Annotated in this window: 20 protein-coding genes and 1 riboswitch; of the genes, 7 read left to right on the top strand and 13 right to left on the bottom strand. The window is 75.4% G+C overall.

Going from position 1 to position 22,044, the window contains the following annotated elements:
* Positions 1–38 precede the first annotated feature (38 nt).
* The 11 genes from JOF54_RS00900 to JOF54_RS00850 are packed head-to-tail and all read right to left on the bottom strand — an operon-like array spanning position 39 to position 12,423.
* Positions 39–932, bottom strand: a complete 894-nt coding sequence (locus JOF54_RS00900) for a DUF4438 family protein (protein ID WP_210052134.1) — start codon at positions 930–932, stop codon at positions 39–41.
* Positions 929–1,813, bottom strand: coding sequence for a DUF4438 family protein (locus JOF54_RS00895; RefSeq protein WP_210052132.1), 885 nt, complete (start codon positions 1,811–1,813; stop codon positions 929–931). Before JOF54_RS00895 ends, JOF54_RS00900 begins: the two co-directional genes overlap by 4 nt.
* 1 nt (position 1,814) lies before the next feature.
* Positions 1,815–3,248, bottom strand: a complete 1,434-nt coding sequence (locus JOF54_RS00890; RefSeq protein ID WP_210052130.1) for a TldD/PmbA family protein — start codon at positions 3,246–3,248, stop codon at positions 1,815–1,817.
* Positions 3,245–4,723, bottom strand: a complete 1,479-nt coding sequence (locus JOF54_RS00885) for a TldD/PmbA family protein (RefSeq protein ID WP_210052128.1) — start codon at positions 4,721–4,723, stop codon at positions 3,245–3,247. Before JOF54_RS00885 ends, JOF54_RS00890 begins: the two co-directional genes overlap by 4 nt.
* On the bottom strand, positions 4,720–5,874 hold the full coding sequence (locus JOF54_RS00880) for a Gfo/Idh/MocA family protein (protein ID WP_210052126.1): 1,155 nt from the start codon (positions 5,872–5,874) through the stop codon (positions 4,720–4,722). The genes JOF54_RS00885 and JOF54_RS00880 overlap by 4 nt, the downstream gene beginning before the upstream one ends.
* Entirely contained in the window at positions 5,871–7,025 is a 1,155-nt protein-coding gene (locus JOF54_RS00875) for an ABC transporter ATP-binding protein (RefSeq protein ID WP_210052125.1), read from the bottom strand. The genes JOF54_RS00880 and JOF54_RS00875 overlap by 4 nt, the downstream gene beginning before the upstream one ends.
* 8 nt (positions 7,026–7,033) lie before the next feature.
* The gene (locus JOF54_RS20590) at positions 7,034–7,927 is read right to left on the bottom strand and encodes an ABC transporter permease (RefSeq protein ID WP_210052123.1); all 894 of its coding nucleotides are present in this window, start codon (positions 7,925–7,927) and stop codon (positions 7,034–7,036) included.
* Positions 7,924–8,874, bottom strand: coding sequence for an ABC transporter permease (locus JOF54_RS00865; protein ID WP_210052121.1), 951 nt, complete (start codon positions 8,872–8,874; stop codon positions 7,924–7,926). Before JOF54_RS00865 ends, JOF54_RS20590 begins: the two co-directional genes overlap by 4 nt.
* Positions 8,875–8,876: 2 nt before the next feature.
* Positions 8,877–10,508: an ABC transporter substrate-binding protein gene (locus JOF54_RS00860; RefSeq protein WP_210052119.1), complete on the bottom strand. Its 1,632-nt coding sequence runs from the start codon at positions 10,506–10,508 to the stop codon at positions 8,877–8,879.
* The gene (locus tag JOF54_RS00855; RefSeq protein WP_210052117.1) at positions 10,505–11,614 is read right to left on the bottom strand and encodes an ABC transporter ATP-binding protein; all 1,110 of its coding nucleotides are present in this window, start codon (positions 11,612–11,614) and stop codon (positions 10,505–10,507) included. The genes JOF54_RS00860 and JOF54_RS00855 overlap by 4 nt, the downstream gene beginning before the upstream one ends.
* Positions 11,611–12,423: an SDR family NAD(P)-dependent oxidoreductase gene (locus JOF54_RS00850; RefSeq protein ID WP_210052115.1), complete on the bottom strand. Its 813-nt coding sequence runs from the start codon at positions 12,421–12,423 to the stop codon at positions 11,611–11,613. Before JOF54_RS00850 ends, JOF54_RS00855 begins: the two co-directional genes overlap by 4 nt.
* A gap of 216 nt (positions 12,424–12,639) precedes the next feature.
* Here JOF54_RS00850 and JOF54_RS00845 point away from each other — a divergent pair, with 216 nt between their 5' ends.
* The 5 genes from JOF54_RS00845 to JOF54_RS00825 all read left to right on the top strand — a co-directional run bounded on the left by JOF54_RS00845 (position 12,640) and on the right by JOF54_RS00825 (position 18,012).
* Positions 12,640–13,668: a D-2-hydroxyacid dehydrogenase gene (locus JOF54_RS00845; protein ID WP_210052112.1), complete on the top strand. Its 1,029-nt coding sequence runs from the start codon at positions 12,640–12,642 to the stop codon at positions 13,666–13,668.
* Positions 13,668–14,615, top strand: a complete 948-nt coding sequence (locus JOF54_RS00840; protein ID WP_210052111.1) for a dihydrodipicolinate synthase family protein — start codon at positions 13,668–13,670, stop codon at positions 14,613–14,615. The genes JOF54_RS00845 and JOF54_RS00840 overlap by 1 nt, the downstream gene beginning before the upstream one ends.
* The gene (locus JOF54_RS00835) at positions 14,612–15,388 is read left to right on the top strand and encodes an SDR family oxidoreductase (RefSeq protein ID WP_210052109.1); all 777 of its coding nucleotides are present in this window, start codon (positions 14,612–14,614) and stop codon (positions 15,386–15,388) included. Before JOF54_RS00840 ends, JOF54_RS00835 begins: the two co-directional genes overlap by 4 nt.
* Positions 15,385–16,563 (top strand): pyridoxal phosphate-dependent aminotransferase, encoded by a 1,179-nt coding sequence (locus JOF54_RS00830; protein ID WP_210052107.1) that lies wholly within the window; start codon positions 15,385–15,387, stop codon positions 16,561–16,563. Before JOF54_RS00835 ends, JOF54_RS00830 begins: the two co-directional genes overlap by 4 nt.
* A gap of 120 nt (positions 16,564–16,683) precedes the next feature.
* The gene (locus tag JOF54_RS00825) at positions 16,684–18,012 is read left to right on the top strand and encodes an APC family permease (RefSeq protein WP_210052105.1); all 1,329 of its coding nucleotides are present in this window, start codon (positions 16,684–16,686) and stop codon (positions 18,010–18,012) included.
* A 37-nt stretch (positions 18,013–18,049) separates the two neighbouring features.
* On the opposite strand, the gene JOF54_RS00820 is transcribed toward JOF54_RS00825, so the two are convergent.
* Together JOF54_RS00820 and JOF54_RS00815 are read right to left on the bottom strand one after the other, a co-directional pair.
* Positions 18,050–18,577: a hypothetical protein gene (locus JOF54_RS00820; protein ID WP_210052103.1), complete on the bottom strand. Its 528-nt coding sequence runs from the start codon at positions 18,575–18,577 to the stop codon at positions 18,050–18,052.
* A 182-nt stretch (positions 18,578–18,759) separates the two neighbouring features.
* A complete protein-coding gene (locus JOF54_RS00815; protein ID WP_210052101.1) occupies positions 18,760–18,957 on the bottom strand; it encodes a hypothetical protein in 198 nt (65 codons plus the stop codon).
* A 91-nt stretch (positions 18,958–19,048) separates the two neighbouring features.
* Between JOF54_RS00815 and JOF54_RS00810 the strand changes: the two genes are divergently transcribed.
* Both JOF54_RS00810 and JOF54_RS00805 read left to right on the top strand, forming a co-directional pair.
* Positions 19,049–20,293, top strand: a complete 1,245-nt coding sequence (locus tag JOF54_RS00810; protein WP_210052099.1) for an MFS transporter — start codon at positions 19,049–19,051, stop codon at positions 20,291–20,293.
* Between the two features lie 33 nt (positions 20,294–20,326).
* On the top strand, positions 20,327–21,682 hold the full coding sequence (locus JOF54_RS00805) for an enolase C-terminal domain-like protein (protein ID WP_210052097.1): 1,356 nt from the start codon (positions 20,327–20,329) through the stop codon (positions 21,680–21,682).
* Between the two features lie 131 nt (positions 21,683–21,813).
* Positions 21,814–22,000, top strand: a riboswitch (cobalamin riboswitch).
* Positions 22,001–22,044 lie beyond the last annotated feature (44 nt).

Here is a 22,044-nt window from a genome sequence, read left to right as displayed (position 1 = left end):
GCCGGCGCGGGCCTCGCGGACGGCCGGTGTCTGGGTGATCATCCTGCCCTGCCCCCGGGGGCCGGTGCGGGAACCTCCGCCGGTCCGCGGCGTCCGCCGGACAGGACGTCGAGGGTGAGCCCGGTGTGGCCGCCCGCGTCGACGAGCGCCTCCAGCCGGGCGGCCGGCCCGGTCAGCAGGGGCGCGAAGCCCGGGCCGTGGCCCGGCATCGGGCTGTCGCCGTGCACCACCAGCCCGACGGTCAGCCAGCCGCGGCGGAAGCCCATGTTGTGCCGGACGTCGAGGTCGGCGACGGCCAGCAGGTCGCCGAGCCGCAGGCCCTCCAGCACCGGGTCGCCGGCCGGGAAGGCCAGGTCGAGGTCCCACAGCTGGGCCGGCCGCCCGACGCCGTTGCCCGCCAGCCGGCTGGGCACGACGGCCCGGACGCCCACGCCGACGCCGTCGCGGCCCACCTGCACGCCGAGGCCGTCGAGCAGCCACGGGTCGAGGTTGAGCAGCGCGACGTCGTCGGGCCCGCCGTCGAGCCGGGCGCCCTGGCCGGAGGCCCGCACGCTCAGCCCGTCGCCGGGCACCATCACCGCCAGCGCCTCCTCGGGCAGCCAGGCCAGCACCCGGCCGTCCTCGCCCCGCTTGCCGATGACGTGCCCGGTGGCTCCGGCGGCCGCGCCGTCGCGGACGACGACGGGGTTGCCGACGCAGGCGTGCGCCGTCAGGGCGAAGCGGGCGGCCGGGTCCGGGTGGCCGACCGAGACGCCGGGGGCGACGTGGTCGCCGGCCGTGGCGGTGACCCGGTCGCCGAGGGAGACCCCGAGCACGATGCCGCCGTCGCCGACGGGGACGTAGGGCCGGCCGTCGACGTCGACCCGGTACGGCGTCGAGCCGATCGCCGGGAACTCCGCGACGCCGGCCAGGTTCATGGCGACGGTCCTCATGCGGGCACCTCCTGGGCGGCGGGCCGCCCGACGTAGTGGCCGAGGTTCGCGTCCGGGTCCTCGACGATCGTGAAGGCCTCGGCCGGTCCGCTCATCAGCGTGCTGGGGCCGGGGCCGTGGCCGAACAGCGCGCACTGCCCGGTCGAGATGGTGCCGATGGTCAGCCAGCCCGGCCGGTAGCCGCGGCCCCAGCTGTGGTCGGTGTCGCGCAGCACGACGAGGTCGCCGATCCGCAGCGACTCCAGGCCCAGCGACAGGTCGTCGGCCAGCCCGGCGTAGGCGCCCATCAGGTCGGTGTTGGCGTACTCCGACGACATCCCGCCGCCGGCCCCGGCCGCGTCGGCGGGCACGTCGCGGGCGACGTGCACCGCCAGCCGGCCGTCGGCCGTCGTGCCGCCCGGCATGGCCGCCAGCACCGCCGGGTCGAGGTTCTTCACCCGGACGTCCGGGTGGTCCAGCAGGAGCAGGCCCTGCCCGCGGGCCACCACCCGGACGCGGTCGCCGACCGTGGTCGCCTCCAGCACGGCGTCGTCGGCGTCGACGAGGACGTAGGCGTGCTGGCCGATGGCCACGCCCGTGCCGCCCGCGGCGGCACCGGAGAGCACGGTGACCTCGTTGCCGACGCAGGTGAGGTACTGCAGGGCGAAGTTCGCCGCCGGGTCGCGGTGCCGGACCGAGAGGCCCGGCTCCAGGTGGTCGGCGGCCCAGCCGGTGGCCGGGTCGCCGAGGTGGCCGGCGAGGGTGACCCCGCCCATGCCCGGCAGCACGAAGGGGTGGCCGTCGCCGTCCACCCGGTAGGCGTGCCGGTCGGCGGTGGCCGGCCAGACCTCGCCGGTGAGGACCTGGGTGACCAGCCGGTCGGCGTTGGTGCGGACGTCCACGTCAGCCTCTCGCGGGGGTGGGGGTGGGGGTCGGGGTGGGGGGAGGCGAGCCGTGGGGGCCGAAGCGGAAGCCCCGGACCCGGACGGCCGGGGCGGTGACCGCCCCGTTCCAGACGTTGGGCAGCGGCTGCGCCAGCACGTCGCGGCCGATCGCGTCGACCCGGCTCAGCGCGCCGAAGACCGACTCGGTGAAGCGGGCGGGCGCGAGCGCGCCGGCCAGCCGGCCGTCCTCGACGAGGAAGCAGGCGTCGCGGCTGCCGCCGGTGAGGGTGGTGGCCACCGGGTCGACGACGCGGAGGTACCAGAGCCGCTGGACGTAGACCCCGCGCTCGACGCCGGCCAGCAGCTCGGCGGTGCTCGCGTCGCCGGCCGCCATCGTCAGGCTCGACGGCGTCGGGTGCGGGGTCTCCTCGCGGGCGATGTGGGCGTGGCCGGTGGCGGCCAGGCCGGCGCGCGCCGCGCTGGCCCGGTCGGTGACCGCGCCGCCGACGACGCCGTGGTCGAGCAGCGGAACCCGTGACGACGGCGTCCCCTCCAGGTCGAAGGGGAAGGGCAGCCCGCGCCGGGCGCGGGGGTCGTCGGCGACGTCGACGGACGCCGGGGCCACCCGCTCGCCCTGCCGGGTGGCGACGGCGCCCACGCCGTCGGCCACCGCGTCGCCGCTGAAGCCGAACGACTCGAAGCCCTCGAGCAGCCCGCCGGTGGCGAGCGGGCCGAAGACGACGTCGTAGCGCCCGGCCGGCAGCTCGCGCCGGCCCTGGCCGCGGACGGCCTCCTCGACCGTGGTGGCCACGGCCGCGTCGACGGCGAGCACGCCGAGCCGGCGGTCGAGGTCGACCCAATGCGAGGTGCCGTCGCCGACCCGGACGGTCAGCGAGCCCAGCGCCTCGGTCCCCGCGGCATAGCGGGTGCTGCCGTCGGCGGTGACCACGGCCACCTCGCCGACGGCCTGGCCCAGCACGCCGAAGGCGCTGCCGCCGGCCGCCCGGGCGGCGGCCATCGCCGTGCGGGCGGTGCCGACGCGGGCGCCGACGTCCCAGCCGGCGGTGTCCTCGGCCCAGAGGACGTCGGCGCCGAGCGGCGGCAGGGCCGGCGCCGCGGCAGGGGCGGGGAGCACCGGCAGCGGGCCGGCGACCTCGGTGAGCACCCGGGCCCGGGTCGCCGCCCGGGCGCCCGCCTCGCGGGCCGCGGCCAGGTCGGTGGTGGCGATCCGGGCGGACCGGCCGCCGACCGAGGCCCGGACCATCAGCTGCCACTCGGTGATGTCCTGCGGCTGGGAGATGCGGTCCTCGGCGAAGCGGGTCCAGCTGCCGGCGCGGCCGGTGAGGAAGGCCTCGGCCTCGTCGGCGCCCGCAGCCCGGGCGCCGTCGACGGCGGCCCGGCAGGCCTCCAGCGCCCGGCTCTCGCCCAGCACGGGCGTCAGGTCGGCGCTCATCCGGCCACCCCCGTCGCGATGCCGCGGAACAGGGTGGGCGCAGCCCCGTGGCCCAGGAAGCCCCACTGCTTGGGCTCGCCCTTGCCGCACGGCATGCCGAAGGCGCGGAACTCCTCCGGTCCGGCGACGGCCTCGACCGAGCCCCAGAACTGCGGGGTCAGCCCGCCGTAGGAGAAGCCCTTGAGCAGCCGGCCGCGCTTGCCGCCGCGCACCTCCCAGGCGGCCTCGGTGCCGAACTGGAAGGCCATCCGCCGGTCGTCGATCGACCAGCTGCGGTTGTCGTCGACGAGGTAGCCGTCGCCCATCCGGTCCAGCAGGGCATCCAGCGAGCCCTCGCCGGGCTCCAGGTAGACGTTGGTGGCGAAGCAGACGGGCAGGTAGCCCCAGCCGTCGGCGCGGGCCGCGCCGGTGGGCTCGCTGCCGTAGCGGGCCGCGGAGTCGCGGCTGGAGAGCACCTGGCGGAGCACGCCCTCCTCGATCAGCGGCTGCCGGCGGGCGGGGGTGCCCTCGTCGTCCCAGGCGAAGCTGCCGCGGGTGCCGGCCACGGTGGGGTCGGCGACGACGGTGACCGCCGGCGAGCCGTAGCGCAGCGTCCCGATGTCCTCGGGCTGCACCCAGGAGCGGCCGGCGAAGTTGGTCTCGTCGCCGAGGATGCGGTCCAGCTCGAGGGCGTGGCCCACCGACTCGTGGATCTGCAGGGCCATCTGAGCCGGGCCGATGACCACGTCGGCGGTACCGCCGGGGGCCTGCGGGGCGCGGAGCAGCGCGACCGCCTCCTCCCCGACGCGGGCCGCCTGGGCCTCCAGGCCCAGGCCCAGCACGTACTCCCAGCCACCCGCCGCGGTGTTGCCGTGGAAGGAGTTGGGGAAGCTGCGCCGCTGGGCGCCGGAGCCGTCGGCCGCGACGGCCAGCAACATGGCGCCGGTCTCCACCAGGTGCTGGTGCTGCCGGGCGCCCTCGGTGTCGGCGTAGTGCTTGTGCTGGCGCTTGGCGTTCAGCCCGGCCGTCACCGAGCGGACCTCGGCCGGGGCCGAGGCCGCGGCGACGACGCGCTGCAGCAGGCCGTGCCGCTCCGCCGCGTCGACGGCGAAGGGGTCGACCTCGACCGGCACCGACCAGGTGCCGCTGGAGGGCTCCCGCGGCGGCAGCACCACCCGGGCCAGCCCGGACGACGACGCGGCCACGGCGACGGCCCGGCGGGCCACCGCCCGGACGGCGTCGGGGCCGTCGAGCGGGCCCGAGGCGAAGCCCCAGGCGCCGTCGAGCAGCACCCGGACGCCCAGCCCGGCGTTGTGCTCGCGGCGCTCGTCCAGCTCGCCGCGGGAGTCGGTGTAGAGCCGCTCCTCCTCGGCCTCGACCAGCCGGACGTCGGCGAAGGAGACCCCGGGCCCGGAGGCGGCGGCCAGCGCCTCCTCCAGGACCTGGCGGGCGGTGCCGTCGTCCAGCCCGCCCCAGCCGTGCGCGTCGGCGCTCATGCCTGCGCCGGCAGCGGGAAGTCGACCCAGGCGCGGCGGCGGTGGGCCGCCTCGAAGGCGTTGATGGTCTGCTGCACCAGCGCGCCCTGGCGGAAGTCGCCCTGGTTCTCGGGGCCACCGGAGAGGATCTCGGTGGCGAAGTCGGCGATGAGGTTGGAGTAGAAGAGGAACGGCCAGGCCTCCAGCGAGGTGCCGCCCTCGGGGAAGAACCGCTGCGGGATCTCCCGCTCGACGAACTCGACGGCGTCCTTGGTGGCGGTGCGGATGGTCTGGCAGATGCCGGCCTCCTCCACCAGCCGGACGATGATCGCGCCCTCGGAGCCGTAGACCCGCACCTCGATGCCGGGGTAGTTGCCGACGGTGACGAAGGAGGACTGCACCGACGCCAGGCCGCCGCCCTCGAACTCGGCCAGCCACATGTCGCCGTCGTCGATGTTCATCCGCGTCATCTTCCCGGTGTCGCGGACGACGCGCTCGGGCACGAAGTTGCGCATGGTGCCGACGACCGACGTCAGGGGCGTGCCCATCCACCAGTGCATGATGTCGATCACCGGGGCGCCGTAGCCCTCGATGGAGGCCACCTGGATCTCGTCGGGGTCGCCCGGGTTGTTCTGCTGGCGCAGCGGGTTCGACGGGTCGAGCCACTGGCTGTTCTGCTCGTAGGCGTTGAGCATGTACGGCGTGCCGACGAAGCCCTCGCGGATCAGCTCGGCGGCGTACATCGTCGCCGGGGCGTAGCGGAAGGTGAAGCCCAGCTTGGTCTTGAGGCCCTTGCTGGCCGCGAGGTCGGCGGCGCGGTCGACCTCGGCGTAGCTGTGGTGCACCGGCTTCTCGCACAGCACGTGCTTGCCGGCCTCGAGCGCGGCCATCGTCACCTCGAAGTGCATGGCGTCGCCGGTGACGACGTCGATGACGTCGATGTCGGGGTCGTTCACCAGGTCGCGGTAGTCGTCGGTGACGTTCGAGACCCCGAACTGCTCGCCGGCGGACTTCACCAGCGCCTGGTCGACGTCCGCCAGGCCGACGACGGTGCAGCGCGAGTCGCGCTGCCAGCCAGGGATGTGGGAGCGGACGGCCCAGCGCCCGGTGCCGACGACGCCGACGTTGAGGGTCTTCTTCTCCGGGGTGGCACCGGACGGGGTGGCGGTCATGACAGGTCTCCTGGGGTGGGGTCGGACGAGAGGTGGGAGTCGGGGTGGAGGGGGACGGGGACGGGGTTGACGGGCAGCGGGGCGGCGGCGACGGGCACGGGCAGGGCGGTGGGGCCCAGCTCGGCGGCCCGGCGGCACCGGCTGAGGTGGCCGGGCCCGGTGCCGACCAGCTCGGTGGGCCAGGTCCTGCAGGCGTCCTGCCGGTGCTCGCACCGGTCGAGGAACCGGCAGGTGGCACCCAGGCCGACCAGCGGGGGCGGGGCGCCCGGGATGACGCGGAGCGGCTGGTCGCGGGGGACCGCGGCCGGCAGCGCCTCGAGCAGCGCCCGGGTGTAGGGGTGCTGCGGGGCGGCCAGCAGCGTGGCGGTGTCGGCCAGCTCGACGACCTGGCCGGCGTACATCACCGCCACCCGGTCGCAGACCTGGGAGACGACCGAGAGGTCGTGGCTGACCAGCACCAGGCTGGTCCCGAGGTCGCGCTGCAGGGAGAGCAGCAGGCCGAGGATCTGGTCCTGGATCAGCACGTCGAGGGCGGTGGTGGGCTCGTCGGCGACCAGCAGGCTGGGGTCCTGAGCGATCGCGATGGCGATCAGGGTGCGCTGCAGCATGCCCCCGCTGAACTGGTGCGGGTAGGCCGAGAGCCGTCGCTCGGGCGCCGGCAGGCCCACCTGGCGGAGCAGGTCGACGACGCGGTCGCGGCGCTCCCGTCCCCGCGGGCCGCCGGAGGCGCCCACCGCCTCCCCCACCTGGTCGCCGATCCGGCGGACCGGGTTGAGCGAGGTCATCGGGTTCTGCGGGATCATCGCCACGTCGCGGCCCCAGAGCCGGCGCAGGCCGGCGGCGGAGAGGTCGGCGACGTTGTCGACGCCCAGGCCCGGGTAGGCGACGGTGCCGCTCACCGTGGTCCCCGGCGTCGGCCGCAGGCCGAGCAGGGCGCGGCAGGTGACGCTCTTGCCGGAGCCGGTCTCCCCGACGACGCCCAGCACCTCGCCCTGGCGCAGGGTGAAGGAGACGCCGTCGGTGGCGTTGACGGGCCCGGCCGGGGTGGGGATGGAGACCCGCAGGTCGCGCACCTCCAGCAGGACGCGGTTCCGGTCGACGCCGCCGGCGGCGGTCCGGGTGCTCGGCTCCGGGCGGGCGGAGGTGGTCACGGTGCTCCTCACTGCTTCTGCCTCAGGACGTCGGCCAGGCCGTCGCCCAGCAGGCTGAAGGCCACGCCGAGCAGCACCAGGGCGATGCCGGGGACCAGGGAGAGCTGCCAGTTCGACAGCAGGTAGTTCTGACCGGCGGCGATCATCGAGCCCCACTCCGGCGTCGGCGGCCGGACCCCGATGCCGAGGAAGCCGAGCGAGGCGCCCAGCAGCACGTTGCCGACCGCGTCGACCATGGCGAAGACCACGACGAGCGGCAGCACGCTGGGCAGCACGTGCCGGGTGAGGACCCGGGCGGGGGAGTAGCCCAGGACGTTGGCCGCGACGACGTAGCCGTACCGGCGCGCCGAGAGCGTCTGCCCGTGGGCGATCCGGGCGTAGGCCACCCAGCTGGCCACCCACAGCGCGATGAACATGTTGCGCAGGCTCGGGCCGAGGCTGGCGACGATGGCGATCACCAGGACGATGAAGGGGAAGGCGAAGAACAGGTCGACGACCCGCATGGTGAGGCCCTCCACCCAGCCGCCGACGTAGGCGGCGACCATCCCGATGGCCGTGCCGACCACGAGGGTGACCGCGGTGGCCCCGAAGGCGATGGCCAGGTCGTAGCGGCCGCCGTAGAGCACCCGGGCCCACAGGTCCCGGCCGAACTCGTCGGTGCCGAGCAGGTGGCCGTCGGTGCCCGGCGCCAGCAGCGGCCGGAGCGGGTCGATGGCCGTCGGGGACCACGAGGTGAACAGCGGTGCGCCCAGGGTGAGCACGGCGATGACGGCCAGCAGGCCGAGGCCGAGCACCAGCGAGACCTTCCCGCGGAGCACCTTCGGCAGCGGCAGCCGGAGCCACCGGACCCGGCGGAAGGCGGTGAGGTCGGGACCGAGCTGGGTGGGGTCGAGGACGGTCACCGGGCCACCGCCACCGCGAGCCGCGGGTCGAGCAGGCTGTGCACGACGTCGGTGAGGACGTTCACGGCCAGCACGAAGACGGCCAGCACCAGGGCCACCGCCTGGACGACGGGGTAGTCCCGCGTCGAGACCGCGCCCACCAGCAGGCTGCCGAACCCCGGGATGGAGAAGACGTTCTCCACCACCACCGAGCCGCCGACGAGGAAGGCCAGGTTGATCCCGAACACCACCGCGACCGGGGCGATGGCGTTGCGCAGGACGTGCCGGAAGATGACCCGGCTGCCCGAGATGCCCTTGAGCCGGGCGATGGTGATGAAGTCGGAGTCCAGCACCCCGATGGTGCTCGAGCGCAGGGAGCGGACGAGCACCGTCGAGAACGGGATGGCCAGGGTGACCGCCGGCAGCACCAGGTGGTGGACGTGCTCGGCGAACCCGGTGCCGTACCCGCCGATCGGGAACCAGCGCAGCTTGAGCCCGAAGACGAGGATCAGCACCACGCCGACGAGGAAGCCCGGCAGCGCGTACCCGATGGTGAAGAACACCCGGGTGCCCTGGTCCAGCAGGCCTCCCCGCCGCAGCGCGGCGAGGAGGCCCAGCGGGACGGCGACGAGCGCGCAGAGCGCGGCCGTCATGCCCACGAGCAGCAGCGAGGGGCCCATCCGGTCGAGGAGCAGCTCCCCGACCGGACGGTGGTACTGGTAGGACTCCCCGAACGAGCCGGTGGCCGCGGACCGCACGAAGATCCCGTACTGGGTGAGGATCGAGCGGTCCAGGCCGAGCGAGGCCCGGATCTCCTGGGCCGCCTCGGGGGTGTAGCGGTTGCCGAGGATCTGCGACGCCGGGTCGCCCGGCACCAGCCGGATGAGCACGAAGCTCACCACGGTGATGCCGAACAGCACCGGGACCAGGTTGCCCAGGCGCGACCAGCGCAGCCCGAAGCGTTCCATCGTCAGTGGCTCCCCACGGTCAGGTTGAGCAGGGAGTCGTTGTAGTTGCCCAGCGGGGAGACCTGGAAGCCGTTGACCCAGGAGCCCGACGCGTAGCGGAAGGGCGCGTAGGCCAGCGGGACGAAGGGGACCTGGTCGTAGACGGCCTGCTGGATCTGGCTGTACATCTCCTGGCGCTTCGCCTCGTCGGTCTCCGAGCGGGCGTCGTTGACCAGCTTGCTGACCGCCGGGTCGCCCCAGTAGGAGCTGAAGGAGTTCGCGCCGCCGTCGATGTCGGCGCCGAAGGTGGCCACCTCGTCGGGGTCGATGATGTCGTTGGTCCAGTACCGCAGGCCGAGGCCGTTGGTGCCCGAGCGCTCGTTGGTGTAGGCCGTCGACTGCTCGAAGGACGTGATCGTCACGTCGATGCCGATCTTGGCCAGGTCGTCCTTGATCACGACGGCCTGGGCCTGGCCCGCGGCGTCCCCGCTGACGGCGATGAGGTTGGTCGTGAAGCCGTCCGCGTAGCCGGCCTCGGTCAGCAGCTGCTTGGCCTTGTCCAGGTCGGGCTTCGGCGCGGTGATCGACTCGTCCCAGTACAGCGACTTGTAGGGGAAGAAGGTGTTCGCCGGGACGGCGTTGCCCTGGTAGGCCAGGGTGTTCAGCGCGTCGAGGTCGATGGCGGCCTTGACGGCCTGGCGGACCTTGACGTCGTCGAAGGGCTTGGTCTTCAGCGGCACCTGCAGGAAGTCCACCCGGGTCGAGGGGAACAGGTTCACCTTGAGGTCGGGGTTCGCGCCGAGCTGCTCCAGCAGGTTGCCCGGCGGGTTCTCGATCACGTCGACCTGCTTGCCCTGCAGCTGCAGGACGCGGGTGTTGTCGTTGGTGACGACGCTGACCTCGACGGTGCTGATCTTGGGCTTCGCGCCGTAGTAGCTGTCGTTGCGGCTCAGCACCAGCTGGGCGTCGGGGTCGAGGCTGGTGACCTTGAACGGGCCGGCGCCATACGGGGTCTTGGCGAAGAAGTCGGGGTCGGCCTCGACGGCCTTCTGCGGCAGGATGCCGAAGGCGTACATGGCCAGGTCGGCCAGCAGCGGGGCGTGCGGGGTCTTGAGGGTGATCGTCACGGTCTTCTCGTCCGTGGCCTCGATCTTCGTCACCGGGGTGATGAGGAAGCCCCAGCCGCCCTCGACGTCCTTGGCCCGGTTGATCGACCACGCGGCGTCGGCCGCGGTGACCGCGCTGCCGTCGGCGAACTTCGCGTCCGGGTTGAGGGTGAACGTCCAGGTGAGGCCGTCCTCGCTGGTGGTCCAGGACTCGGCGAGGTCGGGGACGACCTTCGTCCCGGTCGGGTCGGTCTGGACCAGCCGGGCGTAGATGTTCTGGTCCAGCCAGATGCTCTCGTTGGCCGCGTTCTGCGCGGGGTCGAGGGTGTCGATGGCCACGCCGTTGGCGATCTTGAGGGTGTCCACCTCGCTGGTGGCGGCCGGCGCCGAGCTGGCGGCCGGGTCGGAGTCGGAGCCCCCGCCCCCGCACGCGCTGGCGGTCAGGGCCAGCGTCAGGCCGACGGCGAGGACGGCGCGGCGCAGCCGCCGCCGGGCGAACGGGGACCGGCCGAGGGCCGGCCGGGGACGTGCGGTGGGCTCGGGTGTCATGAGTGCCTCCAGGTGGACGGGGCGGGCGACGGCGAGGACGCCGCGCCCGTGAGCGGGGACGGGACGGCGGCGGCGCCGTCCAGGGGTGCGTCGGAGCCCGGCGTGGAGCCCGGGTAGAGGTGGCAGGCCACGCGCAGGCCGTCGGGCGTGGTCGTGGTCAGCGGGACCACGGACCGGCAGACGTCCGTCGCGGCGGGGCAGCGGGGGTTGAAGGGGCAGCCCGACGGCGGCGCGATGGGGTTCGGCAGCTCGCCTCGGACGGCGCTGGAGGTCGAGCGGCGCTGGCCCAGCTTGGGGGCCGCGGCCAGCAGGGCGCGGGTGTAGGGGTGCTTGGGGTCGGCGAACAGGGCGGCGGCCGGGCCGGACTCGATGACCCGGCCGAGGTAGAGCACGGCCACGTCGTCGGCGATCCGCTCCAGCACGGCGAGGTCGTGGGTGATGAAGAGGTAGGCCAGGCCCAGCTCGGACTGCAGCCGCTGGAACAGGTTGAGCACCTGCGCCTGGACCGAGACGTCGAGCGCGGAGACGGGCTCGTCGGCGACCAGCAGCCGGGGACCCACGGCCAGGGCGCGGGCGATGCTCACCCGCTGGCGGCCGCCGCCCGAGAGCTGGCCGGGGCGCCGGTCGGCCCAGGCGGAGGGGAAGCCGACCTGGTCCAGCAGCTCGGCCACCCGGGCGGGACGCTGCTCGCGCGGCGTCGTGCCGGTCACCTTGAGGGCCTCACCCAGGGCGTCGCCGACGCTCTGGTGCGGGTTGAGGGAGGTGTAGGGGTCCTGCAGCACGACCTGCACCTCGCGGCGCAGCTTGCGGGTGCCCTCCCGGCCGCCCTCGACGATGTCGTGGCCGTCCAGCAGCACCTGCCCCGACGTCGGCCGCTCCAGCCGCAGGATGAGCCGGCCCAGCGTGCTCTTGCCCGAGCCGGTCTCGCCGACGACGCCCAGCGTCCGGCCGGGGTGCACGGCGAGCTCGACGCCCTCGACGGCCTTGAGCACCTCGGCCGGCTCGCGGCGCAGCCAGGCGCCGGTGCTGCGGGTGAGCGGGTAGTGCTTGCTCAGCCCGACGGTCTGCAGTAGCGGGGTCCCCGCCGCCACGGCGGCGGTGCTCACGCGTGGCCGGCGGGGACGGCGGCCGCGGGGGAGGGTGCGGCGGCGGGGGAGGGCATCACGTAGCGGCCGGCGCCCGACCCGCCGTCGACGGCGAGCACGGCGGCGTTCAGGTGCTCGCTCTCGGGCAGGCAGAGGAAGCGGATGGCGTGGGCGATGTCGGCGGGGCGGCCGGCGCGGCCGGTCGGGATGGACGCGGTCAGCGCGGCCCGCAGGTCGTCGCTGGCCCGGTCGGGGTTGGCGTCGCTGAACCCGCGGACGTCGATGTAGCCCGGCGAGACCACGTTGCTGGTGATGCCGAGCGGGCCCAGCTCCATGGCCAGCGTCGCCGAGATCGTCTCCACCGCCGCCTTGGAGGAGGCGTAGGCCGAGCCGCGCGGCCGGGGGCTGCGGACCGAGCCGGTGGAGATGCTGACGATCCGCCCCGAGGTGAGGCCAGCGGCCAGGTAGTGCCGGGCGAAGGCCTGGCAGGCCAGGAACAGGCCGGTGACGTTGACGTCGAACACGTGCCGGAAGGCCTCCGCGCTCATCTCGAGCAGGCCCGCGGTCGGGTAGTCGGCGGCGTCGTTGACGAGGATGTCCACCGGTCCGAAGCGCTGCTCCAGCTCGGTGAGGGCCGCGTCGACGACCCCCTCCTCGGCGACGTCGCCGGTCAGCACCGCGATGTCGGGGCCGAGCGCGTCGGTGGTGCGCAGGTCCAGGACGCCCACCCGGGCGCCGCTCTCGGCGAGGGCGAGGGCCGTGGCGCGGCCCAGCCCGTTCGCGCCTCCGGTGACGAGGGCCACCGATCCGTGCAGCGGGAGCATGATCATCCGTTCTCTTGTCGGTTGTCGACAATCGACGATGGCCTGCGCGACGGAGCGGTGTCAAGGGTTCCGGCGATCTTGCTCGTTACGGTCTCGCGCCGGATGTTTCCGTTGTGTGACAGGCGGGACGCGGGCCTCGGAGGGGTGGACGGCGGACCGCGCGGACGTCTAGCCTTCGGTCGACAGTCGACAATCTGCCCGACGCGGGCAGGAGGAGGACGCGTGGCCGACACCACCCGGGTGCTGATTGCCTCACCGCTGGAGGACGCGCTCGTGGCGCGGATCGCCGCCGAGCCGGACGTGGAGGTGCTGCACGACGCGTCGCTGCTGCCCGTCCCGCGCTACCCGGCCGAGCACGGCGGGGAGCGGCCGCAGCTGAACGCCGAGCAGGACGAGCGCTGGACCGGGCTGCTGGCCCGGGCCGACGTCAGCTTCGACTTCGACTGGCGCGACCCGGCCGCGATGGCCACCAGCGCGCCGTCCCTGCGCTGGGTGCAGGCAACCAGCGCGGGCATCGGCGGGTTCGTGCAGCGCACCGGACTGGACCGCACCGGCATCGCCTTCACCACCGCCGCCGGCACCCACGCGGTCCCGCTGGCCGAGTTCGCCCTCGCCGGGGTCCTGCACGTCGCCAAGGGCGTGCCGCTGCTGCGCCGCCGGCAGGCCGCCCACCACTGGGAGCGCTACGCCACCTCCTCGGTGCGGGGCCGCCGGGCCCTGGTCGTCGGGCTCGGTTCGATCGGCCGCGAGACCTGCCGGCTGCTGGCCGCGGCCGGGCTGGAGGTCTGGGGCGTCGGCCGCCCCGGCGGGACCTACGACGTGCCCGGGGCGACCCGGGTGGTGGGCACCGACGAGCTCGACGCCGTGCTGCCCGGCGCCGACGTCCTGGTGCTGGCCTGCCCGCTGACCCCCGAGACCGACGGCCTCATCAGCCGCGCCCGGGTGGACCTGCTGCCCGCCGGCGCCGTCGTCGTCAACATCGCGCGCGGCCAGGTCATCGACGAGCCCGCGCTGGTCGACGCCCTGGTGGCGGGCCGGCTGGGCGGGGCGGCGCTGGACGTCTTCGCCGTCGAGCCGCTGCCGGCGGACTCCCCGCTGTGGGACCTGGAGAACGTGCTGGTCTCCCCGCACTCGGCGTCGACGCTGGCCACGGAGAACACCACCCTGGTCGACCTGTTCCTCGACAACCTGCGACGCTTCCGCGACGGCGCGCCGCTGCGCAACCTCTACGACCGGACGAAGGGCTACTGATGGCCGGCACGGCACTGCAGGCGGGCACCTGGTGGATCGCCCCCACCCCCTTCGACGACGAGGGCGCGGTGGACGGCCCGGCCCTGGAGGCCGCCGTCCGCACCGCGGTCTCCTGGGGCGTCGACGGCGTGACGGTGCTCGGGGTGATGGGGGAGGTGACCTCCCTCGACGACGCCGAACGGGCGACGGTGCTGGCCGCGACGGCCGCCGGCACCGGGGGAGCGGTGCCCTTCGCCGTCGGCTGCTCCGCGGCCTCGCCGCCGCTGGTCGCCCGCCGGGCGCGGGAGGCCGCCGCGCACGGCGCCGTCGCCGCGATGGTCGCCGCGCCGCCGCTGGTCCGCGACAGCGACGCCGTGCTCGGCTTCTTCGGCGCCGTCGGCGAGGCGGCCCCGCTGCCGGTGCTGCTGCAGGACGAGCCGGTCGCCACCGGCGTCGCCCTGTCGGTGACGACGCTGGTCGAGGCGCTGCGCCGCAGCGGCGCGGCCGCGGTGAAGCTGGAGGACGCCCCGACCCCGCCCAAGATCTCCAAGCTGCTGGCCCGGGTGCCCGGGCTCACCGTCTACGGCGGGCTGGGCGGGGTGTCGGCGCACGCCGAGCTGTCCCGCGGCGCGGCCGGCACCATGACGGGGTTCGCCTACCCGGAGGTGCTGCGCGCGCTGCGGCTGGCCTTCGAGGCGGGCGACCGCGCACGGGCCGGACGGGTCTTCGACCACTTCCTGCCGCTCATCGCCTTCGAGGGCCAGCCCGGCTCGGGCCTGGCCGTCCGCAAGGAGCTGCTGCGCCGGCGCGGGGCGCTCACCTCGGCGCGCACCCGGGGGCCGGTGCCGGCCGCCGGGCTCGACCCGGTGACCACCGCCGAGCTGGACGACGTGCTCGCCCGCGTCGGGCTGGTGCCCGGCCCGGAGCCGCTGGACGTCGACGCCGTGCTGGCCGGGAGCACCCGGTGAGCGCCCGCGTCGCCGTCGTCGGCGGGGCCACCTCCGGGCTCGGCGCCGCCTCGGCCCGGGTGCTGGCCGACAGCGGGCACGACCTGCTGCTGTGGTCGCGGGACGCCGGGCGGCTGGCCGCCGCCGCCGAGCAGTTGGCCGCCCCCGGCCGGACGGTGCGGACCGTCGTCGCCGACGCCGGCGACCCGGACGCGGCCGCCGTGGTGGCGGAGGCCGCGCTGGACGCCTTCGGCCGGGTCGACGTGCTCGTCCTCAACGCCGGCGGGCCGCCGGTGGCCCGGGCCGACGAGGTGACCGCCGACGGGCTGCGGGCCGCCTTCCAGCTGCTGGCCGTCACGCCCGTCGACCTCACCACCCGGCTGCTGCCCGGGATGCGCGAGCGCGGCTTCGGCCGCGTGCTGGCCGTGCTGTCCTCCGGCGTGCGCGAGCCGATCGACACCCTCGCCTACTCCAACACGGGCCGCTCGGCCCTGGTGGCCTGGCTCAAGACGCTGGCGCGCACGGTGGCCGCCGAGGGGGTCACCGTCAACGGCGTCGTCCCCGGCCGGATCGCGACGCCGCGGGTCGCCTCGCTCGACGCGTCGGCCGCCGAGCGACAGGGCACCGACGTCGAGGACGTCCGCCGCCGGAGCGAGGCCGCGATCCCGGCCGGCCGCTACGGGCGGCCCGAGGAGCTGGCCGCGCTGGTCGGGTTCCTGGCCTCCGACGTCGCGGGCTACATCACCGGGACGACGACGGCCGTCGACGGCGGCGCCCTGCGCGGCCTGCCGTGAGCGGCCGCGGACCGGGCTCGGCGACGTCGGCCTCGGTCGCGCCGTCGGGCATCCGGGCCATCGCCGACCTGGCCTGGCGGACGCCGGGCGCGCTGCAGCTGCAGATCGGCGAGCCATCGGCCCCGACGCCGCCGCACGTCGTCGAGGCGATGACGGCCGCGCTGCGGGACGGGGCCACCCGCTACGGGCCGACGGCCGGGCTGCCGCTGTTCCGGGAGGCGGCGGTGGAGAAGCTGCGCCGGGTCAACGGGCTGGACGCCTCGCCCGACGACGTCACCGTCTGCGCCGGCGGGGTGGAGGGCCTCGGCGCGGTGTACCGGGCGCTGCTGGACGCCGGCGACGAGGTGCTGGTGCCCGACCCGGGCTGGCCCAACCTCGTCGGCCTGGCGCTGCTCGTGGACGCGCGACCGGTCCGCTACCCGCTGCTGCGCGACGGCCGGGTGGAGCTCGAGCCGGCCGTGCTGGAGGCGCTCCGCACCCCGCGCACCCGGGTGCTGGTGCTCAACTCCCCGTCCAACCCGACCGGCGGCGGCCTCGACGCCGACCAGCTGGAGCCGGTGCTGGCCTGGGCCGCCGAGCACGGCGTCGTCGTCGTCTCCGACGAGTGCTACGACGAGATGTGGCTGGACGCCCCGCAGCCCTGCACCGCCGCCGTCGCCGCCGCGATGGCCGCCGCCGGCCGCCCGGTGCCCGTCGTGGTCAGCGTCTTCTCGCTCTCGAAGACCCACGCCATGACGGGGTTCCGGCTGGGCTACGTGCTGGCGCCGGCGGAGCTGACGCCGCTGGTCCGCCGGGTGCAGGAGACCCAGCTGTCCTGCGTCGCCACGCCCACCCAGTGGGCCGGCGCGGCCGCCCTGACCGGACCCCAGGACCACGTGGCGGCGATGCGCGCGGAGTACCGCGACCGCCGCGACCGCTGCGTCGCGGTGCTGGCCGGCCGGCCCGAGCTGGTGCTGGCGGCCCCACCGGTGGGCGCCTTCTACCTCTGGCTCCGGTACGCCGCCGACGTCCACAGCGGGACGCTGGCCGTCGACCTGCTCCGCGACCACGGCGTCGCGCTGGCGCCCGGGACGGCGTTCGGGCCCGCGGGGGAGGGGCACCTGCGGATCTCCCTGGCCACCGCCACCGACGTGTTGCTGGAGGGGCTGGACCGGGTGCTCGTCGCGCTGCGCTGAGCGCCCGGGGCGGGCTGCTGCGGAGTCCGCAGTGGTTCGCTCTCGCAGCGACGGGTAGGCCTCCGTGAGGCCCGCGAGCACCTGGCGGGCGCGACGACCCTCCCCAGCGACAGGATCACCATGGCCACCCAGCTCCAGCCCGGCACGACGGCGGGGGAGTCCAAGCTCCGGCAGAGCATCACCGGACCCCTGCTGTTCGTGTTCATCCTCGGCGACGTCCTCGGCGCCGGCATCTACGCCCTGATGGGCGTGCTGTCGCAGGAGGTCGGGGGAGCGCTGTGGGTGCCGCTCGCGGTCGCCCTGCTGCTCGCCCTGCTGACCGCCGGCTCCTACGCCGAGCTGGTCACCAAGTACCCGCGCGCCGGCGGCGCCGCGATCTTCGCCGAGCGGGCGTTCAAGAACCCGCTGGTGGCCTTCCTCGTCGGCTTCAGCATGCTGGCGGCCGGGGTGACCAGCGCTGCCGGCCTGGCCCTGGCCTTCGCCGGCGACTACCTCGGCACCTTCCTCGACGTGCCCGCCGTGCCCGCGGCGATCGTGTTCCTGGCCCTCGTGGCCGCGCTCAACGCGCGGGGGATCAACGAGTCGCTGCGGACCAACCTCGTGATGACCGTCGTCGAGGTCAGCGGGCTCGTCATCGTCGTCGTCACCGTGGCGGTCCTGCTCGGCCGCGGCGGCGGCGACCTCAGCCGGGTCACCCAGTTCCCGGACGGCGTCAGCCCGGCCGCCGCGACCCTGGGCGCCGCCGTCATCGCCTACTACTCCTTCGTCGGCTTCGAGACCTCGGCCAACGTCGCCGAGGAGGTCCGCGACCCCAGCCGGGTGTACCCACGGGCGCTGTTCGGCTCGCTGCTGACCGCCGGCCTCGTCTACGTCCTCGTCGGCCTGGCCAGCTCGGCGGCCCTGTCGTCCGACGAGCTGTCGGCCTCCAGCGGCCCGCTGCTGGCCGTCGTCCAGGCGACCGGCGTCGGCGTCCCGGCCTGGGTGTTCAGCCTGATCGCCCTGGTGGCGGTGGCCAACGGGGCGCTGCTGACGATGATCATGGCCAGCCGGGTGACCTACGGGATGGCCGAGCAGGGCCTGCTGCCGGGCGTGCTGGCCCGGGTGCTGCCGAAGCGGCGGACGCCGTGGGTGGCCATCGCGGCGACGACCGTGCTGGCCATGGCCCTGACGCTGGTCGGCGACCTGTCGGTGCTGGCCAGCACCGTCGTCCTCCTGCTGCTGTTCGTCTTCATCAGCACCAACGTCGCCGTCCTCGTGCTGCGCAAGGACCGCGTCGAGCACGCGCACTTCCGGGTGCCGGCCGCCATCCCGGTGCTGGGCGTCGCGTCCTGCGTCCTGCTGCTGACCCGCCAGGAGGGCGTGGTCTGGCTCTACGGCCTGGGCCTGCTGGCGGTCGGCGTGGTGCTCTACGGCCTGGCCCGGCTGACGGGGCGCCGGTCGACGTCCTGAGCCCGGGCACCCGGGCCGGAGCGGTCCAGGACGGGTTTCAGACCAGGGCGACGGCGCCGGCCAGGGCCGAGAGGCCCAGCAGCGAGCCGCCCATGACGGCGCCGACGACGCTGCTGGTCGGGCCCGGGCGGCGACGGAGCCGCGGGACGAGCAGGCCGAGGACGACGGCCAGCGCGCCGCCGGCCACGGCCAGCGTCGGGTCGTCCAGCAGGAACGCCAGCGGGATGAAGTGCAGGGCGACGACGAGCGCCACCCACCAGGCCATCCAGCGCGTCTCGCGCCGGCGGGCCAGCACCCAGCAGCCGATCCCGGCCGCCAGCACCTCGGTGGCCACCAGGACGCCGAACCACGGGTACCGGCCCTCGAGGGCGCTGGGGTCGGCCCAGCGCTGGACGACCAGCACGGTGGCGCCGGCCGTCAGCAGCAGGCCGAGCACCGACCCGGCGCCGAGCCGGGCGCGCCACCGCGTCGGCGGGTCCTCCTGGGCCCAGCCGAACCAGACGACGGCCATCAGCCCGAACCAGCCGGTGGTGAACAGCGCGTCGCGCGTGAAGTCGGTCAGCATCGCCCAACCGTAGGGTGCCGCCGGGGTCCAGCCCCTTCCCCGGTACCCCTCCTGCGCTGTCCGATAAGCGACATTATGTCAGATTGGGCGTTCGGAGAGCGGGCCAGCCACTCCCCGGCCTCTCCTCGTCGCCGCGGCGCCAGCACGCGCCGCGTCGACGACGACGTGCCGCGGAGCCGGGCTCAGCGACGACGGCCGACGAGCAGGTACAGCAGGTGGTTGCCCGAATTCAGCGCCGTCAGCACCCGCCACAGCGTCGGGCTGCCGCGCAGCTCCGACGGCCGGCGGGCGGCGATGTCGCGCCAGACCAGCGCCGTCAGACCGGCGTGGGCCGCCAGCGCCAGCAGGACCGTCCGGGTGCTCGGACCGTTCGTCGTCATGGTCCACCCTGACCCACCGGGCCCGGTGCCGTCCAGCGGCTGCCGCGCGTCTGATTCGATTCAGCAGCCCCGCGTCCCTAGGCTGTCGACGGTGACCACCGCGCCGCCCGACCGCCGGCTCCGACGGGCCCGGGCCGCCACCGGCGCCCTCTTCTTCACCAACGGCGCGCTGTTCGCCAACCTGGTGCCGCGGTACCCGGAGATCAAGGCCGACCTCGGCCTGAGCAACGCCCAGTTCGGGCTGGCCGTCGCCGGGTTCCCCGTCGGCGCGATGCTGGCCGGGCTGGCCGCCGGGGCGCTCATCCGCCGGGTGGGCTCAGACCGGCTGGCCGTCGGCGCCACCCTCGTCGCCGCCCTGGGCCAGCTGGGAGCGGGCGTCGCACCGGTCGGCGTCCTCCTCGCGGCCGGCCTGCTGCTGGCCGGCGCCATGGACGCGCTGGCCGACGTCGCGCAGAACTCCCAGGGCCTGCGGGTGCAGCGGGGCTACGGCCGCTCGATCCTCAACTCCCTGCACGCCATCTGGAGCGTCGGCGCCGTGGTGGGCGGGGCGCTCGGTGCCCTCGCGGCCGGGGCGGCGCTCCCCCGCGGCCTGCACCTCGGCGCGTCGGCCCTGCTCTTCGGCGGGCTGGCCCTGCTGGCGTTCCGCTGGATGCTGCACGACGACCCGGTCGAGCCCGTGCAGGCAGCGCCCGAGCACCCGGTGTCCCGGGCCGGTCGGCGGCCCGGCCGGGGCCGGCTCCGCCTGTACGCCGCGCTCGGCGCGCTCGTCCTGGTCGGCGCCGGCGGCGGCGTCATCGAGGACTCCGGCAACTCCTGGTCCGCGATCTACCTGACCGACGTCCTGGGCGCCTCGGCCTTCGTCGCCGGCACCGGCTTCATCGCCCTGCAGGGGATGCAGTGCCTCGGCCGCTTCCTGGGCGACCCGCTCGTCGACCGCTTCGGCCAGCGCGCGGTGGCCCGGACGGGCGGGCTGGTCGCGCTGGTGGGGATGGGCTCCGCCCTGCTGGTCCCGACGCTGCCCGGCACCGTCGTGGGCTTCGGCCTGGCCGGGCTCGGCATCGCCACCCTCATCCCCGCGGCCATGCACGGGGCGGACACGCTGCCCGGGCTGGCCCCGGGCACCGGCCTGACGGTCGTCAGCTGGCTGCTCCGGCTCGGCTTCCTGCTCTCCCCGCCTGTCGTGGGGGCCGTCGCCGACACCGTCTCGCTGCGGGTCGGCCTGCTCGTCGTGCCCCTCGCCGGGCTGGTGGTGGTCATCGCCGCTGGCGTGCTGAGCGGGCGCACCGCCCGCCCGGTCCTCGACGCCGAGGTGCCCGAGGCGGTCGCCACCCGCTGACCGCCGGCCGGGCCGGGCTGGTGAGGATGAGGCATGAGCCCCGACGCCCTGAGCCCTGACGCCCTGAGCCCTGAGACCCTGAGCCCTGGAACCGGCGGCACCGACCCCACCGAGACGCTCCCGGAGCGCGCGGAGCCGTTCGACACCCTCGCCCAGCCCTGGCCCGCCCGCGACGACGTCCGGATCACCCGGGTGCGCACCGTCGTCACCGCGCCCGAGGGCATCCCGCTGGTCGTCGTGGTGGTTGACACGGACGTCGACGGGCTCTCCGGCCTGGGCTGCGCCACCTTCACCCAGCGCTGGCACGCCGTCGTGGCCTTCGTCGAGCAGCACCTGGCCCGGCTCGTCGTCGGCCGCTACCCCGGCGACATCGAGGACCTGGTCCGGCTGGCCCGGCTGTCCGGCTACTGGCGCGACGGGCCGGTCGGGAACAACGCGATCTCCGGGCTGGACATGGCGCTGTGGGACATCGCCGGCAAGCGCGCGGGCGCCCCGGTGCACGAGCTGCTGGGCGGGCGGGTCCGCTGGGCCGCCGACACCTACCTGCACGCCGCCGGTCCCTCCGTCGGGGCGACCGTCGACGCGGCCGCGGAGATCGTCGACCGCGGCTGGCGGCACGTCCGGCTGCAGACCTCCCAGCACGGTCTGGGCACCTACGGCTCGCCGCAGATCCCGGGCGTCTCCGCCGGCGACCCCTACCCGCACGGCGTCAGCACCTCCGAGTACCTGACGACGGTCCCCCGGCTGTTCGCCGCCGCCCGCGACCGGCTGGGCCCCGAGGTGGAGCTGTGCCACGACGTGCACTCCCGGCTGACGCCGAGCCAGGCCGTCGGGCTGGCCCGCTCGGTCGAGGCGTACCGGCCCTACTTCCTCGAGGACGTGCTGCCGCCCGAGCACTGGGACCGGCTGCCCGAGGTCCGGCGCGCCTCCCCCGTCCCGCTGGCCGTCGGCGAGCTGGCCACCTCCGTCACCGACGCCGCCCGGCTGGTCACCGGCGGCGGGGTCGACCTGCTGCGCTGCCACCTCTCGGCGATCGGTGGGCTGACCCCGGCCCGCAAGCTGGCGGCGCTGTGCGAGCTCAGCGGCGTGCGCACCGCCTGGCACGCGCCCGGCGACACCTCACCGGTCGGCGCCGCCGCGAACGTCGCCCTCGACGTCTCCTCCCCCGCCTTCGGCGTCCAGGAGGGCCACGAGTACGCCGACGCCGTGCACGAGGTCTTCCCGGGCACGCTGGTCGCCGAGCGCGGCTGGCTGACCCCGAACGACGCCCCCGGCTTCGGCATCGAGCTGGACGAGAGGGCGGCCGCCCGCTACCCCGCCGACCTCTCCCCGCACGACGCCTGGGCCGCCGGGGCGCGCGGCCGCGACGGCGGCCTGGTGTTCCCCTGACCAGCGCGCCCGGACACCACTCGGCACCGGCATCCGCCGGGCCGGGCCGTGATCGTGGTGGGTCGTGCCGCGATGTCGCGGCACGGTCCGCCACGGTCCTGGGTCGGGGTCCGAGCGGGCGGGGGCTGCTAGGTTCGGCGGTACGAGCTGGTCGTGCACCCGGGAGGGTGACAGGGAACCCGGTGGGACTCCGGGGCTGGCGCGCAGCGGTGAGGGTGACGCGGGTGGCGTGAGACCACTGGGACCGGTGAGGTCCTGGGAAGGTGCCACCGGCGGGTGATCCCGAGTCCGAAGACCTGCCGGCTCGCTGTCCGCCGTCAGGACCTCGCGACCTGGGTCCCCCGACCGAAACGAGTCGTCCC

The organism is Microlunatus capsulatus, assembly GCF_017876495.1.
GTDB classification, from domain to species: domain Bacteria; phylum Actinomycetota; class Actinomycetes; order Propionibacteriales; family Propionibacteriaceae; genus Microlunatus; species Microlunatus capsulatus.
Note: the sequence above shows the minus strand (reverse complement) of the source record. Positions and strands in the feature narration are given on the sequence as shown.

Excerpts from the sequence above, each read along its gene's own strand:
- JOF54_RS00900 (WP_210052134.1), bottom strand. The coding sequence starts at position 932 with ATGAGGACCGTCGCCATGAACCTGGCCGGCGTCGCGGAGTTCCCGGCG.
- JOF54_RS00890 (WP_210052130.1), bottom strand. The coding sequence starts at position 3,248 with ATGAGCGCCGACCTGACGCCCGTGCTGGGCGAGAGCCGGGCGCTGGAG.
- JOF54_RS00885 (WP_210052128.1), bottom strand. The coding sequence starts at position 4,723 with ATGAGCGCCGACGCGCACGGCTGGGGCGGGCTGGACGACGGCACCGCC.
- JOF54_RS00880 (WP_210052126.1), bottom strand. The coding sequence starts at position 5,874 with ATGACCGCCACCCCGTCCGGTGCCACCCCGGAGAAGAAGACCCTCAAC.
- JOF54_RS00865 (WP_210052121.1), bottom strand. The coding sequence starts at position 8,874 with ATGGAACGCTTCGGGCTGCGCTGGTCGCGCCTGGGCAACCTGGTCCCG.
- JOF54_RS00860 (WP_210052119.1), bottom strand. The coding sequence starts at position 10,508 with ATGACACCCGAGCCCACCGCACGTCCCCGGCCGGCCCTCGGCCGGTCC.
- JOF54_RS00850 (WP_210052115.1), bottom strand. The coding sequence starts at position 12,423 with ATGATCATGCTCCCGCTGCACGGATCGGTGGCCCTCGTCACCGGAGGC.
- JOF54_RS00840 (WP_210052111.1), top strand. The coding sequence starts at position 13,668 with ATGGCCGGCACGGCACTGCAGGCGGGCACCTGGTGGATCGCCCCCACC.
- JOF54_RS00825 (WP_210052105.1), top strand. The coding sequence starts at position 16,684 with ATGGCCACCCAGCTCCAGCCCGGCACGACGGCGGGGGAGTCCAAGCTC.
- JOF54_RS00820 (WP_210052103.1), bottom strand. The coding sequence starts at position 18,577 with ATGCTGACCGACTTCACGCGCGACGCGCTGTTCACCACCGGCTGGTTC.
- JOF54_RS00815 (WP_210052101.1), bottom strand. The coding sequence starts at position 18,957 with ATGACGACGAACGGTCCGAGCACCCGGACGGTCCTGCTGGCGCTGGCG.
- JOF54_RS00805 (WP_210052097.1), top strand. The coding sequence starts at position 20,327 with ATGAGCCCCGACGCCCTGAGCCCTGACGCCCTGAGCCCTGAGACCCTG.